The following is a 14,452-nucleotide window of genomic DNA, read 5'->3' as shown; positions in this document are numbered from 1 at the left end:
ACCTTAAAAGTTGCAGAGTATTGAAAAATGGTAGCAGGTTGCACCTGCACAATCTGAACCTGATTTTTATACAGGTCTTCGAGGCCGTCCAGTTGTTGAGGCGATTGTGTGCGGATTACCCATTTGGGCACAGGTATTCCTGATGCCGGATAGATGTAAGCAACAACCTAAAACCTGATTCAGTGCTTGCAAAACGGAGGTAGTCCATAGATGTAAAACGTGGCGTCGGAAATGGCATGCTTGCGGCAGAGTTCACGGGAAGAAACCCCGGCTTCAGCCCCGCGGAGAATACTGATGATCTGTTGGTCGGAAAAACGCTTCTTCATGGGGATGTCCTCATGTGGCTTATGAAGACATTACTAACATCGGGGTGTACCAATCAATGGGGAGCAGGTCAGACCTTTACACACAAATGTCCCCGGAACCCGCCATCTGCTTGTTTGTTTTACAACAAACTGTACACAGATTGTTCTATCTGCTTCTAATACTTCCACCTCATCAAATTAAAATTCTTTATTTCTCAATGATATATATGTTTTGGCATCGTGGTACGAACACTGCAATGACCTGTACGTCAACTGGACACTACAGGAGAGAAAACGATGGCAATGCGTCAATGTGCAATCTACGGGAAAGGGGGTATTGGGAAATCCACCACCACCCAAAACCTTGTAGCGGCTCTGGCCGAAATGAACAAGAAAGTCATGATTGTCGGCTGCGACCCTAAGGCTGATTCCACCCGCCTTATTCTGCATGCGAAAGCACAGAACACCATCATGGAAATGGCCGCTGAAGTGGGTTCCGTGGAAGATCTGGAGCTGGAAGATGTGATGCAAATCGGCTATGGCGGCGTGCGCTGTGCGGAATCAGGTGGCCCTGAGCCTGGTGTGGGTTGTGCCGGACGCGGGGTGATCACCGCCATCAACTTCCTCGAAGAAGAAGGCGCATATGTACCGGATCTGGATTTTGTGTTTTACGACGTATTGGGCGACGTGGTATGCGGCGGTTTCGCGATGCCGATCCGCGAAAATAAAGCGCAGGAGATCTACATCGTGTGCTCCGGTGAAATGATGGCGATGTATGCCGCCAACAACATTTCCAAGGGCATCGTGAAATACGCGAAATCGGGCAAAGTTCGTCTGGCCGGGCTGATCTGTAACTCCCGCCAGACGGATCGCGAAGATGAACTGATCATCGCGCTGGCTGAAAAACTTGGCACGCAAATGATCCACTTCGTGCCGCGTGACAACATTGTGCAACGCGCTGAAATCCGCCGCATGACGGTCATCGAATACGACCCGACTTGCGCGCAGGCAGATCAGTATCGTGCACTGGCGAACAAAATCGTCAACAACACCAAAATGGTGGTGCCGACACCGGTCACCATGGATGAGCTGGAAGCCCTGTTAATGGAATTCGGCATTATGGAAGAAGAAGACCTGACCATCGTCGGTCGTACCGCCGCCGAAGAGGCGTGATTTCGTCCCCTTTATCCAGAGATGCACAGACCTGCGGGAATGTGCACCTTTTCAGGCAATCAGCGGAGTCTTTATGACCAGTGAAACACGCGAACGTAACGAGGCGTTGATCCAGGAAGTGCTGGAGATCTTCCCCGAGAAGGCGCTTAAAGATCGTAAGAAACACATGATGACCACCGACCCGGCGATGGAATCTGTCGGCAAGTGTATTGTCTCAAACCGAAAATCGCAGCCGGGCGTGATGACCGTGCGAGGCTGCGCTTACGCCGGTTCCAAAGGCGTGGTCTTTGGCCCGATCAAAGACATGGCACACATCTCCCACGGCCCGGTTGGTTGCGGCCAGTATTCCCGTGCCGGACGCCGTAACTATTACACCGGCTGGAGCGGCGTAAACAGCTTCGGCACCATCAACTTCACCAGCGATTTTCAGGAACGGGACATCGTATTTGGCGGCGATAAAAAGCTCGACAAATTGATCGACGAACTGGAGATGTTGTTTCCGCTGACCAAAGGCATTTCGGTGCAGTCAGAATGTCCGGTCGGTCTGATCGGTGATGACATTTCTGCCGTCGCCAAAGCCAGCAGCGCCAAAATCGGTAAGCCGGTCGTGCCGGTACGCTGCGAGGGTTTCCGCGGTGTGTCGCAGTCGCTCGGCCATCACATTGCTAACGATGTCATCCGCGACTGGGTGCTGGATAACCGCGAAGGCAATGAATTTGAAACCACGCCTTACGACGTGGCTATTATCGGCGACTACAACATCGGCGGTGACGCCTGGGCCTCACGTATTCTGCTCGAAGAAATGGGGCTGCGTGTGGTGGCGCAGTGGTCCGGCGACGGCACGCTGGTGGAGATGGAAAACACCCCGAAAGTCGCACTCAATCTGGTGCACTGCTACCGCTCGATGAATTATATCTCCCGTCATATGGAAGAAAAACACGGCATTCCGTGGATGGAATACAACTTCTTTGGCCCGACCAAAATTGCGGAATCTCTGCGCGAAATTGCGGCGCGTTTTGACGATACCATCCGGAAAAACGCCGAAGCGGTGATTGAAAAATATCAGGCGCAAACGCAGGCGGTGATCGACAAATACCGTCCGCGTCTGGAAGGCAAAAAGGTGCTGTTGTATCTCGGCGGTTTACGTCCGCGCCACATCATCGGGGCGTATGAAGATCTGGGAATGGAAATCATCGGTACCGGCTATGAATTCGGTCATAACGATGACTACGACCGCACCTTACCGATGCTCAAAGAAGGCACGTTGCTGTTCGACGACCTGAGCAGTTATGAGCTGGAAGCGTTCGTTAAAGCGCTGAAACCGGATCTTGTCGGGTCAGGCATCAAAGAAAAATACATTTTCCAGAAGATGGGCGTGCCGTTCCGCCAGATGCACTCCTGGGATTATTCCGGCCCTTATCACGGCTACGACGGTTTCGGCATTTTTGCCCGTGACATGGACATGACGCTGAACAATCCGGGCTGGAGTCAGCTGACCGCCCCCTGGTTGAAATCGGCCTGACAGAGACGACAAACATTCCGTCAGTTCACAGATTTGTGGCGCGGAAGGAGAGAAACATGAGTCAAGATCTTGGCACCCCAAAATCCTGTTTCCCGCTGTTCGAGCAGGATGAATACCAGAGTATGTTTACCAACAAACGCGCGCTGGAAGAAGCACACGGCGAGGCGAAAGTGCGGGAAGTGTTTGAATGGACCACCACGCAGGAATATCAGGATCTGAACTTCTCGCGTGAAGCGCTGACCGTCGACCCGGCGAAAGCCTGCCAGCCATTAGGCGCGGTGCTTTGCGCGCTGGGTTTTGCCAACACGTTGCCGTATGTCCACGGTTCACAAGGCTGTGTGGCGTATTTCCGTACCTATTTTAACCGTCATTTCAAAGAGCCGGTGGCCTGTGTTTCCGACTCAATGACCGAAGATGCTGCCGTTTTTGGCGGAAATAACAACATGAATGTCGGTCTGGAAAACGCCAGCGCGCTGTACAAGCCGGAAATTATTGCTGTCTCCACCACCTGTATGGCGGAAGTGATCGGTGATGACCTGCAGGCCTTTATCGCCAACGCCAAAAAAGACGGATTTGTGGATGCCGGTATGCCAATCCCATATGCCCATACACCGAGTTTTCTGGGCAGTCATGTCACCGGCTGGGACAACATGTTTGAAGGCTTCGCCCGTACCTTTACCACCGACACCACGCGGGAATATCAGCCGGGCAAACTCGCCAAACTGAACGTGGTGACCGGTTTTGAAACCTATCTCGGCAACTACCGGGTGATCCACCGCATGATGAGCCAGATGGGGGTCGAATGCAGCGTCTTGTCCGATCCGTCGGAAGTGCTCGACACCCCGGCTGACGGCCATTACCGCATGTATGCCGGCGGCACCACGCAAACCGAAATGCGTGATGCACCGGATGCCATCGACACCTTGCTGCTGCAACCGTGGCAGTTGCAGAAAACCAAAAAAGTGGTGCAGGACGACTGGAATCAGCCGGGCACCGAAGTCAGTGTGCCGATTGGCCTGGCGGCGACCGATGCCTTGCTGATGACGGTAAGCGAACTGACCGGCAAACCGATAGCTGACGCGCTGGCCACTGAACGTGGCCGTCTGGTGGACATGATGCTCGATTCCCACACCTGGCTGCACGGCAAGCGTTTCGGTGTGTACGGTGACCCGGATTTTGTGATGGGCATGACCGCATTTCTGCTGGAACTGGGCTGTGAACCGACCACCATTCTCAGCCATAACGGCAACAAGCGCTGGCAGAAAGCCATGAAGAAAATGCTGGCTGATTCGCCTTACGGGCAGGACAGCGAGGTGTATGTGAACTGCGATCTGTGGCATTTCCGCTCGCTGATGTTTACCCGTAAACCGGACTTTATGATCGGCAACTCTTACGGAAAATTCATTCAGCGCGACACGCTGGCCAAAGGTGAACAGTTCGAAGTACCGCTGATCCGTATCGGATTCCCGATTTTTGACCGGCACCATTTGCACCGTCAGACCACCTGGGGATACGAAGGTGCGATGAGCATTCTGACGCAACTGGTGAATGCGGTGCTCGAACAGCTGGATCGCGAAACCATGAAGCTCGGCAAAACCGATTACAACTTCGACCTGATCCGCTAAAACCCTCGCCCCGTCACTGAACTGTGCCGGGGCTTTTCTCTTTACCGCCAGGGCGCGTGTCGCCGGGAGGGGCTTATGCCGATGGTTATTTTCCGACTACGTAATAACAGTCTTTATTGCTATATCGCGAAACAGGATATGGAAGCCAAAGTGGTGCAACTGGAGCATAACCATCCGCAACAGTGGGGCGGACGTGTTTGTCTGGAAGGAGGAAAAGCCTATTACGTGGAACCTCAGCCGGGCATTCCGTCGTTTCCCGTCAGCCTGCGGGCAACACGTTCAGAACTGTGAGAGGAGTGACTCCGATGTCAAAAGACGATCTGCTGTTCTGGCGTTTATTCGCCGTGGTGCAATTATTCCCGGAAATCCCGCCGCCGGAGGTGCTGGCCTGGCTGACACAGGGTTGTCGCGAAAGTGACGGCAATATCGGGCTGGCGCATTTACAGGCCATGAGTCTGGAAGCACTGGAGGTGACATTTCCGGGAGATGCCGGAAAGGTGACGATCAGCCGCTGGCAGTCGCTGATGAGCTGCCTGCAGGGGCAACTGCCACCGCATCTGACTCTGGCTGAAAATCGCCGCCAGCCACAGCAGTTAAGGGTGGCATTTTCGTCTCTCGACGGCATCACGGTGAACGGTCATTTTGGGCAGTCTCATCTGTTTTTCATTTATGCGTTCGACAGCGACGGGCCGTATCTGATGGCGCTGCGCCGTACGCCGGTATCGCACGAAGGCGAAGAGTCGAATCAAACCCGTGCGCGGCTGATCAGCGATTGCCATTTGCTGTTCTGTGAGGCCATTGGCGGCCCGGCAGCGGCGCGGGTCATCCGCCATAATATTCATCCGATCAAAGTGCTGCCCGGCGTGAGCATTGCGTCACAGCTTGCTGCGCTGCAACGCATGCTGACCGAAAATATGCCGCCGTGGCTGGCGCGCCGGTTAGGCAAAAGTAATCCGCTGGAAAACCGTCTGTTCAGTTAACGTCCCTCTGCGGGGCGCGGTCTGCGCCCCGACATCCGTCGTCTCCTTTGTTTTCTTTGTGTCGTTTGTCATAAACACGACAATGAGATCCTGTTTAAAATCAGTAAGTAATCCACTGGCCTGCTCCTTGCAACCTTCACCGTGATACTTATCTGTCATGACGAGGTTGCGATGAAGGCAAAAGAGATTCTGGCGCTGATTGATGAGCCAGCCTGTGAGCATAACCACAAGCAGAAGTCGGGTTGCAGCCTGCCGAAACCGGGCGCGACGGCAGGCGGTTGTGCGTTTGATGGCGCGCAGATTGCGCTGCTGCCGGTCGCGGACGTCGCGCATCTGGTGCACGGCCCGATTGGCTGTACCGGCAGTTCATGGGACAACCGTGGCAGCCGCAGTTCCGGGCCTTCCATCAACCGCATGGGCTTCACCACCGACATGAGCGAGCAGGATGTGATTATGGGGCGCGGCGAGCGACGCTTATTTCACGCCGTGCAGCACATCGTCAGCCATTATCATCCGGTGGCGGTCTTTATTTACAACACCTGCGTACCGGCGATGGAAGGGGATGATGTTGAAGCCGTGTGTCGCGCCGCATCGGCCGCTGCCGGTGTGCCGGTTATTTCAGTCGATGCCGCCGGTTTCTACGGCAGCAAAAATCTCGGTAACCGCATTGCCGGGGACGTGATGGTCAAAAAGGTGATCGGCCAGCGCGAACCCGCGTCGTGGCCGGAAAACTCACCGATCCCCGCCGGACACCGCCACAGCATCAGCCTGATTGGAGAATTCAATATTGCCGGCGAATTCTGGCACGTTCTGCCGCTGCTCGATGAACTCGGGATCCGCGTGCTGTGCAGCCTTTCCGGGGATTCCCGTTTTGCTGAAATCCAGACTATGCACCGTGGCGAAGCCAATATGCTGGTGTGCTCGCGGGCGCTGATCAACGTCGCCCGCAAAATGGAAGAGCGCTACCAGATCCCATGGTTTGAAGGCAGTTTTTATGGCCTGCGTTCCATGGCCGATTCCCTGCGTACGATCGCCGTGCTGCTCAAAGACCCGGATTTACAAGCGCGCACAGAACGTCTGATTGAACGCGAGGAGGCGGCGACACATCTTGCGCTCGCGCCTTACCGTGCACGGCTCAGCGGGCGTAAGGCGCTGCTGTATACCGGTGGCGTGAAATCCTGGTCGGTGGTCTCGGCGTTACAGGATTTAGGCATCACGGTGGTCGCGACCGGCACCCGCAAATCAACCGAAGAAGACAAGCAGCGTATTCGCGAACTGATGGGCGAAAACGTGCTGATGCTCGACGAAGGCAATGCCAGAACCTTGCTCGACACCCTCTATCGTTTCGGCGGCGACATCATGATCGCCGGGGGCCGCAACATGTATACCGCGTACAAAGCCCGCCTGCCGTTTCTGGATATCAATCAGGAGCGCGAGCATGCGTTTGCCGGTTATCACGGGCTGGTGAATCTGGCCGAACAGTTGTGTATCACCCTGGAAAGCCCGGTCTGGGCGCAGGTCAACCGTCTGGCGCCGTGGCGCTAAACAGACACATTGTGAGCGATGTTTCGACTCATTGTTTTGGAGACTGTGTATGGCTCAAATTCTGCGTAATGCCAAGCCGCTTGCCACCACGCCTGTCAAAAGCGGGCAACCGCTCGGGGCGATCCTGGCCAGTCAGGGGCTGGAAAATTGCATCCCGTTGGTTCACGGCGCGCAAGGTTGCAGCGCGTTCGCCAAAGTTTTCTTCATCCAGCATTTTCACGATCCGATCCCGTTGCAGTCCACGGCGATGGAATCGACCACGACTATCATGGGCTCGGATGGCAACGTCAGTACGGCGCTGACCACGTTGTGTCAGCGCAGTAATCCAAAAGCCATTGTGATTTTGAGCACCGGACTGTCAGAAGCCCAGGGCAGTGATTTGTCGATGGCACTGCGTGAGTTTCGCGACAAAGAACCGCGCTTTAATGCCATCGCCATTCTGACCGTTAACACGCCGGATTTTTACGGCTCGCTGGAAAACGGCTACAGCGCGCTGATGGAAAGCGTGATCACTCAGTGGGTGCCGGAAAAGCCGCCGACCGGCATGCGTAACAAGCGCGTGAACCTGCTGGTCAGCCATCTGCTGACGCCGGGGGATCTGGAATTACTGCGCAGCTATGTCGAAGCCTTTGGCCTGCAACCGGTGATCCTGCCGGATTTATCACAGTCGCTGGACGGACATCTGGCGAATGGCGATTTCAATCCGGTCACGCAGGGCGGCACCTCGCAACGCCAGATTGAACAAATGGGGCAGAGCCTGACCACCATCACCATTGGCAGTTCGCTCAACTGCGCCGCCAGCCTGATGGCGATGCGCAGCCGCGGCATGGCGCTGAACCTGCCGCACCTGATGACGCTGGAAAACATGGACAGTCTGATCCGCCATCTGCATCAGGTGTCAGGCCGCGAGGTACCGGCATGGATTGAGCGCCAGCGCGGGCAACTGTTGGACGCCATGATCGACTGTCATACCTGGCTGCAGTCACAGCGTATTGCGCTGACGGCAGAAGCTGATTTACTGGTGGCGTGGTGCGATTTCGCTCAGAGCCAGGGAATGCGCGTCGGGCCGGTGATTGCGCCGGTTAATCAGCAGTCACTGGCCGGGCTGCCGGTCGAACAGGTGGTGATCGGCGATCTGGAAGATTTGCAAACCCGGCTCGACAGCTACCCGGTTTCATTGCTGGTGGCGAACTCCCACGCTGCACCACTGGCGGAAAAAAACGGTATCGCGCTGGTGCGTGCCGGTTTCCCGCTTTACGACCGTCTCGGAGAATTTCGCCGCGTGCGGCAGGGCTATGCGGGTATTCGCGACACTTTGTTCGAACTCGCTAACCTGATGCAGGCGCGCCATCACATGCTGGTGGCGTATCACTCACCGCTCAAGCAGGTGTTCAGCCTGAGCCCGGTACCGGAGGCCAGCCATGAGGCGCTCTAACCGTTATCTCGATACCGTCAGCGTCACGCAGTGGCCGATGCAGGTGGCATTCGCAAGTTCCGATTATCACCACGTCGACCAGCATTTCGGTGCCAGCACCCGGCTGGTGGTGTACGGCGTAAAACAGGATCAGGTGCAACTGCTGCGGGTGGCGGAATTCAGCGCCGAATCTGGCCATCAGCAGGAAAAAATCGCCTGCCGGATGGCGGCGCTGGAAGACTGCGTGACGCTCTATTGCCTGGCGATTGGCGATTCAGTTTTCCGCCAGTTGCTGGAAATTGGCGTACGGGCGATCAAAGTGCCGCAAGACACCGACATCGCGCATTTGCTCAAACAGACGCAGCAACACTGGTCGGCTGCAGAGCGTCAGGTGACGCGCCGCCGCCGCGACCCTGGCCGTTTCGACAAACTGCTGGCGGGGGACGAATGGCAGGAGGAAGACCGCCCGTAACCTCGTGTCATCTGTATGACAAACCTGACAAATAGCGCGACATCTGTGTGGGATTTGATGCGGGCATCAGGGGCTATGTGGTTGAAATAACGCTGATAATGTGACTGGCATCACAATTGCTCAATAGTCATAAATCCGTAGAGGAGGCGACCCGATGATGGTAATTGAACCCGCGGTTTTTGACCGCTTGCTGGCGTTACAGCGGCAACTGTCGCCGCAGGGGGGCGGCCTGCGGATGACATTAGGCGGCGACCCGTGCGGCGGCTGGAAAGTGGGGCTGCACTGGAGCGCGGCCTTTCAGCCGCGTGACCACGTAGAAATGATTAACGGGTTACGCCTGCTGGCGGATCCGCTGCACTGGACGCTATTACAAAATGCCACGCTGTCTGCCGGTGAACAGAACAGCCGCGCCGGAATACGGGTGGTTTTGCCAGCGGCATCCGCTTGTCACTGCGAAAGCGGCAGTTGTACGACATCACCCGAACCGGACTAACCAAAGGGGTTAAAGACATGTGGAATTATTCTGAGAAAGTGAAAGAACATTTTTTTAATCCGCGTAACGCCAAAGTCGTGGATGAAGCGAATGCCATCGGTGACGTCGGTTCACTGAGTTGCGGCGACGCGCTGCGCCTGATGCTGAAGGTGGATCCTGAGACGGAAATTATTCTTGATGCCGGATTCCAGACCTTCGGCTGTGGCAGCGCCATTGCGTCCTCGTCGGCGCTGACCGAACTGATTATCGGCCGCAGCCTGACGCAGGCGCAGCAGGTGAGCAACCAGCAAATCGCCGATTATCTCGACGGCCTGCCGCCGGAAAAAATGCACTGTTCGGTGATGGGGCAGGAAGCGTTGCGGGCTGCCATCAGGTATTACCGTGGCGAAGCGCCGGATGAAGATCATGAAGAAGGCGCGCTTATCTGCAAATGTTTTGCGGTCGATGAAGCGCAGATCCGCCGCGCGGTGCTCGCCAACGGCCTGACCACGCTCGAAGACGTGATCAACTACACCAAAGCCGGGGGCGGATGCACCTCCTGTCACGAAAAAATTGAGCTGTGTCTGGAAGAAATCCTAAAAGAGCATCCGGTGAAAAACCCGGTGGCGGCAACAGTCAGGGATGAAAACTGGCTGGCGGTGGAAGAAGTGGTGGCGTCTTTACGCCCGCACATCAGGGCTGACGGCGGCGACATGTCGCTTGTGCGCGTCGACGGGCAGGAAGTGACGGTGGCGCTTTCCGGCAGTTGCAGCGGCTGCATGATGACTGACATGACGCTGGCCTGGCTGCAACAGAAACTGGTTGAGCGTATGGGCCGCTATATGCGCGTGGTCGCCGCCGCCTGACTGGGGAAAAGAACAAACACATCCGCCCGGTAATGAGGAACAGACAATGAAAAATGTGTATCTGGATAACAACGCCACCACCCGTATTGATCCGATGGTGCTGGAAGCGATGATGCCGTATCTGCGCGATTATTACGGTAATCCGTCCTCGATTCATGATTTCGGTGGACCGTGCCGGGTGGGGCTGGAGTGCGCCCGCGAGCAGGTGGCGAGCCTGCTGGGCGCGGCGTATACCAGCGAAATTATTTTCACCTCCTGCGCCACCGAAGCCACGTCGACGGCCATTTACTCGGCCATTGCGCTGGCACCGGAACGCCGTGAAATTATCACCACCGCCGTGGAACATCCGGCCACGCTGGCAGTGTGCGAACACCTCGAGCGTCAGGGTTACATGATCCACCGTATCGGCGTTACCGAAGAAGGCGCGCTGGATACCGCCCACTATTACGATGCGCTGAGTGAAAACGTCGCGCTGGTCACCATGATGTGGGCGAACAACGAAACCGGCGTGCTATTCCCGGTCAGCGAAATGGCCACTGCCGCCCATGAACGCGGCATTCTGTTCCACTGCGATGCCGTGCAGGCGGTGGGCAAAATTCCGATTTCGCTGCGTGCCACCGATATCGACATGCTGTCCTGCTCGGCGCATAAGATTCACGGGCCGAAAGGTTGTGGCTGCCTGTATCTGCGGCGCAATACCCGCTTCCGCCCGCTGGTGCGCGGCGGCCATCAGGAGCGCGGACGCCGTGCCGGGACCGAGAATATCGCCGGGATTGTTGGCATGGGCGCGGCCTGTGAACTGGCGGACGTGCATATGCCGATGATGGAGTCGGTGCAGGAAATGCGTGACCGGCTGGAAACCGGCCTGCTGACCACCATTCCGCACACCTTGCTGATGGGCGCTAACCAGCCGCGCACGCCGAATACTGTCAACATTGCGTTTGAATATATCGAAGGTGAGGCCATTTTGCTGTTGCTTAATCATTGCGGTATAGCGGCATCCAGCGGCAGTGCCTGCACATCGGGTTCGCTCGAGCCTTCGCACGTGATGCGCGCCATGAATATTCCTTATACCGCGGCGCACGGCAGTATCCGTTTCTCCCTGTCACGGTTTACCCGTGAGCGGGAAATCGAATGGGCGATTGAACAGATGCCGGACATCGTGGCACGCCTGCGAACGCTGTCACCTTACTGGCAGCAGGATAAAGTGCAAATTGCACAGGGCGGCCTGTTTGCGCCGACCTACGGCTGAGACAGGAGACGGGTGATGGCGGCTTCAGAAGCGGAACGGACTGGCGGTGGTAACCGGCCCGTGGCGGTCATAATCAACGACACCACGTTGCGTGATGGCGAACAAAGCCCCGGTGTGGCATTTCGCGCCAGTGAAAAACTGGAAATTGCTCAGGCGCTGGTGAATGCCGGTGTCCGTGAGCTGGAAGCGGGGACACCGGCGCTCGGCGAAGAAGAGTGCGTGCGACTGGCGATTTTGCGCAGACAACTGCCGGACACGGTGATGATGTCGTGGTGCCGGATGAATTCATCAGAAATTCACGATTCTGCGCGGGTTGGCATGGACTGGGTCGATATCTCGGTACCAGCGTCAGATTTGCTGCGCGAGCAGAAATTACATCGGCCGTGGCCTGCGGTGATTGCCTCGCTTAAACCGCTGGTGCAACTGGCGCACCGTCTCGGTATGCGGGTATGTATGGGCTGTGAGGATGCCTCGCGCTCCGCCGATGAAACCCTGCACATGCTGGCGGAAGTGGCGGCGGATCTGGGTATAGAACGGATGCGGTTTGCCGATACGCTGGGCATTCTCGATCCCTTCAGTACTTTTGCCCGTATTTCGGCATTACGCCAGCACTGGCACGGCGGGTTGGAAATACACGCGCATAACGATCTGGGTATGGCAACTGCCAACACGCTGGCGGCGGTCAGGGCGGGTGCGACGCATGTGAACACCACGGTGCTCGGACTCGGCGAACGGGCGGGGAATGCGGCGCTGGAAAGTGTGACGCTGTCACTTGATCGTTGCCTGCATCTCGACTGCGGTATCGATTTCACCGAACTGCCGGCGTTGTGCCGCCTTGTGGCGGCGGCGGCGGGGAGAACCATTGACCTGCAGCATCCGCTGGTCGGCGGGCAGGTTTTCACCCACGAATCCGGTTTGCATGTGGCGGCACTGCTGCGCGATCCGCGCAGTTATCAGGGCATAGATCCCTCGCTGGTCGGACGGGAATTTACTCTGGTGCTTGGCAAACATTCCGGCAGGCAGGCGGTGAGTGGCATCTGCGCGCGTCTGGGGTATATCCTCAGCGAGACACAAACCCTGTCGATGTTGCAGGAGGTGAAACGCTTTGCCGAACATCTCAAACGTAATCCGGGTGAGGATGAAGTCATCGCCATGTGCCAGATGCGGATGGACGATCAGATCCCGTTCGAAGGACAACTTCAGGCTCAGGGAGGCTGACATGGACTGGTTTACCCGTATTGAAGGTGTTGATGAGCTGGAATCAGCGCAGTCGTTTTTTGATTTCTTCGAACTGGAGGTGGATCCGGTCCTGTTACGCAGCCGCCATCTGCACATCATGGCGCAGTTTAACCAGCGGCTGACGGCAGCCGTGCTGGTGCACTTTGCCGATGAGGAAGAATCAGACCGTGCTGACTGGCGGCTGGCCCGGCGTCTGCTGGCCGAAAGCTACCAGCACACCGTGGCCGGGCCGCTGAATACGCAGTCCGGGCTGGCGGTGTATCAGCGCAATAACGGCAGCTTTATCGACTGGAGTGATTTGCTGGAGGTCAGGCCATGAAACCGGTATTTGAGGTCGACCAGCAGGTGAGAGTGACACGCATCGTACGCGATGACGGTACGTTTGCGGGTAAAACGCGCGGTGACTTACTGATCCGCCGCGGCAGTCTGGGATACGTGCGTGAATGGGGGGTGTTTTTGCAGGACACCATCGTGTATCAGGTGCATTTTCCCGACGACGACCTGATTATTGGCTGCCGCGAACAGGAGCTGATCGCCGGTGATGCCCCCTGGCTGGCGGGCGCTTTTCAATACGGTGATTGGGTCAGTTCGCGTCGCAGTCTGGTTATCCGTGGTGAAGTGGTGGTGCCGCAGGGCGGCATGGGCCGCGTGATGGGCTGTGAACCGCTGGACAGCATTTTTCATTATCAGGTTTTGTTTGCGCAGCGGATATTTCAGGTGCCCGAACATGCGCTGAAGCTCGAGGAGGAACTGGCATGAGTATGCCTGTGTGGCACCGTTACAGCCGCTGGAAGCTGGCAAAACAGATGAAACTGAGTGAAGAACTCAACCCGACGCCGGCACAGTATCAGCAGTTTATCGAAGCCTGGCAGCGTCAGCAGGTGATAGAAGAAGCTGTGGCGCAGGCGGCCCTGGAACACGCGTTGAATATTGAACCGCAGTCGGTGGAAGTCACGCGGCAGGCGCTGGCCGCCGAGCTGCCAGAGCTGGAACTGACGGCGACCGAGACCGAAGAACTGCTATTACATCAGACGCTGTTGCGCGAACAGTTAAACTGGGTGCAGCAACAGGCACCGCTGCCGGATGATGCGCAGGTTGAGGCGTGGTATCGCGGACATGCGCAGCATTTTGTTCGCCCCGAACAACGTTACACCCGCCATCTGCTGCTGACCGTGGAGGGCAATTCTTCGGCGGTTCGTGAACAGATTGATGCCATTGCGCGCCGTTTGCGTGACGGGCATGCGCTGTTTGCCCGCCAGGCACTGCGCTATTCCCACTGCCCGAGTGCGATGGGCGGCGGCCTACTGGGCTGGGTCGGGCGCGGCATTCTTTATCCGCAACTGGAAGACATATTATTTCGTCTCGAGGCCGGGCAATTGAGCGGCGCCGTTGAAACCGAACTGGGCTGGCATCTGTTGTTGTGCGAACAAATTCGCCTGCCGCAACCCTTGCCGAAAGCCGAAGCCTTAACGCGGGTGCGTCAGCAACTGATTGCCCGGCAACAGAAACATTATCAGCGCCAGTGGCTGCAACAACTGATAAATGCCTGAGCCTGTTCACCTTCTTGTTGGTGCAGACGGGCTAATG

Annotated in this window: 15 protein-coding genes and 1 pseudogene; 15 read left to right on the top strand and 1 reads right to left on the bottom strand. The window is 56.8% G+C overall.

The window, feature by feature from the left end; genetic code table 11:
- Nucleotides 1-206: 206 nt before the first annotated feature.
- Nucleotides 207-326: pseudogene (locus AACU55_RS10945) on the bottom strand (transposase); the annotation flags it as partial.
- A gap of 276 nt (nt 327-602) precedes the next feature.
- Here AACU55_RS10945 and nifH point away from each other — a divergent pair.
- The 15 genes from nifH (at nt 603) to nifM (ending at nt 14,415) form a co-directional block, all read left to right on the top strand.
- Nucleotides 603-1,478: a nitrogenase iron protein gene (gene nifH / locus AACU55_RS10940; protein WP_014333921.1), complete on the top strand. Its 876-nt coding sequence runs from the start codon at nt 603-605 to the stop codon at nt 1,476-1,478.
- Nucleotides 1,479-1,551: 73 nt separating this feature from the next.
- Entirely contained in the window at nt 1,552-3,000 is a 1,449-nt protein-coding gene (gene nifD / locus AACU55_RS10935) for a nitrogenase molybdenum-iron protein alpha chain (RefSeq protein ID WP_134707023.1), read from the top strand.
- A gap of 56 nt (nt 3,001-3,056) precedes the next feature.
- Nucleotides 3,057-4,625, top strand: coding sequence for a nitrogenase molybdenum-iron protein subunit beta (gene nifK / locus AACU55_RS10930; RefSeq protein ID WP_014683023.1), 1,569 nt, complete (start codon nt 3,057-3,059; stop codon nt 4,623-4,625).
- 75 nt (nt 4,626-4,700) lie between these two features.
- A complete protein-coding gene (nifT, locus tag AACU55_RS10925) occupies nt 4,701-4,916 on the top strand; it encodes a putative nitrogen fixation protein NifT (protein ID WP_014333918.1) in 216 nt (71 codons plus the stop codon).
- 14 nt (nt 4,917-4,930) lie between these two features.
- Complete coding sequence (locus AACU55_RS10920) at nt 4,931-5,605, top strand: NifB/NifX family molybdenum-iron cluster-binding protein (RefSeq protein WP_134707022.1); 675 nt, start codon at nt 4,931-4,933, stop codon at nt 5,603-5,605.
- A 171-nt stretch (nt 5,606-5,776) separates the two neighbouring features.
- The gene (gene nifE / locus AACU55_RS10915) at nt 5,777-7,150 is read left to right on the top strand and encodes a nitrogenase iron-molybdenum cofactor biosynthesis protein NifE (protein ID WP_134707021.1); all 1,374 of its coding nucleotides are present in this window, start codon (nt 5,777-5,779) and stop codon (nt 7,148-7,150) included.
- A gap of 49 nt (nt 7,151-7,199) precedes the next feature.
- Nucleotides 7,200-8,585 carry a nitrogenase iron-molybdenum cofactor biosynthesis protein NifN gene (nifN, locus tag AACU55_RS10910; RefSeq protein WP_134707020.1) on the top strand — a complete coding sequence of 462 codons (1,386 nt, stop codon included), beginning with the start codon at nt 7,200-7,202 and terminating at the stop codon, nt 8,583-8,585.
- Nucleotides 8,572-9,036, top strand: a complete 465-nt coding sequence (locus AACU55_RS10905; protein ID WP_014683027.1) for a NifB/NifX family molybdenum-iron cluster-binding protein — start codon at nt 8,572-8,574, stop codon at nt 9,034-9,036. The genes nifN and AACU55_RS10905 overlap by 14 nt, the downstream gene beginning before the upstream one ends.
- 154 nt (nt 9,037-9,190) lie before the next feature.
- Nucleotides 9,191-9,529, top strand: coding sequence for a hypothetical protein (locus AACU55_RS10900; protein WP_014683028.1), 339 nt, complete (start codon nt 9,191-9,193; stop codon nt 9,527-9,529).
- A 17-nt stretch (nt 9,530-9,546) separates the two neighbouring features.
- On the top strand, nt 9,547-10,374 hold the full coding sequence (nifU, locus tag AACU55_RS10895; protein WP_014683029.1) for a Fe-S cluster assembly protein NifU: 828 nt from the start codon (nt 9,547-9,549) through the stop codon (nt 10,372-10,374).
- Between the two features lie 46 nt (nt 10,375-10,420).
- Entirely contained in the window at nt 10,421-11,626 is a 1,206-nt protein-coding gene (gene nifS / locus AACU55_RS10890) for a cysteine desulfurase NifS (protein WP_134707019.1), read from the top strand.
- Between the two features lie 15 nt (nt 11,627-11,641).
- A complete protein-coding gene (gene nifV, locus AACU55_RS10885) occupies nt 11,642-12,844 on the top strand; it encodes a homocitrate synthase (RefSeq protein WP_014683031.1) in 1,203 nt (400 codons plus the stop codon).
- Between the two features lies 1 nt (nt 12,845).
- Nucleotides 12,846-13,184 carry a nitrogenase-stabilizing/protective protein NifW gene (gene nifW / locus AACU55_RS10880; protein WP_014683032.1) on the top strand — a complete coding sequence of 113 codons (339 nt, stop codon included), beginning with the start codon at nt 12,846-12,848 and terminating at the stop codon, nt 13,182-13,184.
- Nucleotides 13,181-13,624 carry a nitrogen fixation protein NifZ gene (locus AACU55_RS10875; protein ID WP_014683033.1) on the top strand — a complete coding sequence of 148 codons (444 nt, stop codon included), beginning with the start codon at nt 13,181-13,183 and terminating at the stop codon, nt 13,622-13,624. The genes nifW and AACU55_RS10875 overlap by 4 nt, the downstream gene beginning before the upstream one ends.
- Nucleotides 13,621-14,415 carry a nitrogen fixation protein NifM gene (nifM, locus tag AACU55_RS10870; protein ID WP_014683034.1) on the top strand — a complete coding sequence of 265 codons (795 nt, stop codon included), beginning with the start codon at nt 13,621-13,623 and terminating at the stop codon, nt 14,413-14,415. Before AACU55_RS10875 ends, nifM begins: the two co-directional genes overlap by 4 nt.
- The last annotated feature ends 37 nt before the right edge of the window (nt 14,416-14,452 follow it).

The organism is Rahnella sp. CJA17(1/100) (genome assembly GCF_963881615.1).
Lineage (GTDB): Bacteria > Pseudomonadota > Gammaproteobacteria > Enterobacterales > Enterobacteriaceae > Rahnella > Rahnella aceris.
The sequence above is the reverse complement of the archived record's forward strand: the minus strand, read 5'-3'. Positions and strand labels throughout refer to the sequence as shown.

Excerpts from the sequence above, each read along its gene's own strand:
- nifN (WP_134707020.1), top strand. The coding sequence starts at position 7,200 with ATGGCTCAAATTCTGCGTAATGCCAAGCCGCTTGCCACCACGCCTGTC.
- nifD (WP_134707023.1), top strand. The coding sequence starts at position 1,552 with ATGACCAGTGAAACACGCGAACGTAACGAGGCGTTGATCCAGGAAGTG.
- nifU (WP_014683029.1), top strand. The coding sequence starts at position 9,547 with ATGTGGAATTATTCTGAGAAAGTGAAAGAACATTTTTTTAATCCGCGT.
- nifM (WP_014683034.1), top strand. The coding sequence starts at position 13,621 with ATGAGTATGCCTGTGTGGCACCGTTACAGCCGCTGGAAGCTGGCAAAA.
- nifK (WP_014683023.1), top strand. The coding sequence starts at position 3,057 with ATGAGTCAAGATCTTGGCACCCCAAAATCCTGTTTCCCGCTGTTCGAG.
- AACU55_RS10905 (WP_014683027.1), top strand. The coding sequence starts at position 8,572 with ATGAGGCGCTCTAACCGTTATCTCGATACCGTCAGCGTCACGCAGTGG.
- nifE (WP_134707021.1), top strand. The coding sequence starts at position 5,777 with ATGAAGGCAAAAGAGATTCTGGCGCTGATTGATGAGCCAGCCTGTGAG.
- nifT (WP_014333918.1), top strand. The coding sequence starts at position 4,701 with ATGCCGATGGTTATTTTCCGACTACGTAATAACAGTCTTTATTGCTAT.
- AACU55_RS10900 (WP_014683028.1), top strand. The coding sequence starts at position 9,191 with ATGATGGTAATTGAACCCGCGGTTTTTGACCGCTTGCTGGCGTTACAG.
- nifS (WP_134707019.1), top strand. The coding sequence starts at position 10,421 with ATGAAAAATGTGTATCTGGATAACAACGCCACCACCCGTATTGATCCG.
- nifH (WP_014333921.1), top strand. The coding sequence starts at position 603 with ATGGCAATGCGTCAATGTGCAATCTACGGGAAAGGGGGTATTGGGAAA.
- nifV (WP_014683031.1), top strand. The coding sequence starts at position 11,642 with ATGGCGGCTTCAGAAGCGGAACGGACTGGCGGTGGTAACCGGCCCGTG.
- AACU55_RS10875 (WP_014683033.1), top strand. The coding sequence starts at position 13,181 with ATGAAACCGGTATTTGAGGTCGACCAGCAGGTGAGAGTGACACGCATC.
- nifW (WP_014683032.1), top strand. The coding sequence starts at position 12,846 with ATGGACTGGTTTACCCGTATTGAAGGTGTTGATGAGCTGGAATCAGCG.
- AACU55_RS10920 (WP_134707022.1), top strand. The coding sequence starts at position 4,931 with ATGTCAAAAGACGATCTGCTGTTCTGGCGTTTATTCGCCGTGGTGCAA.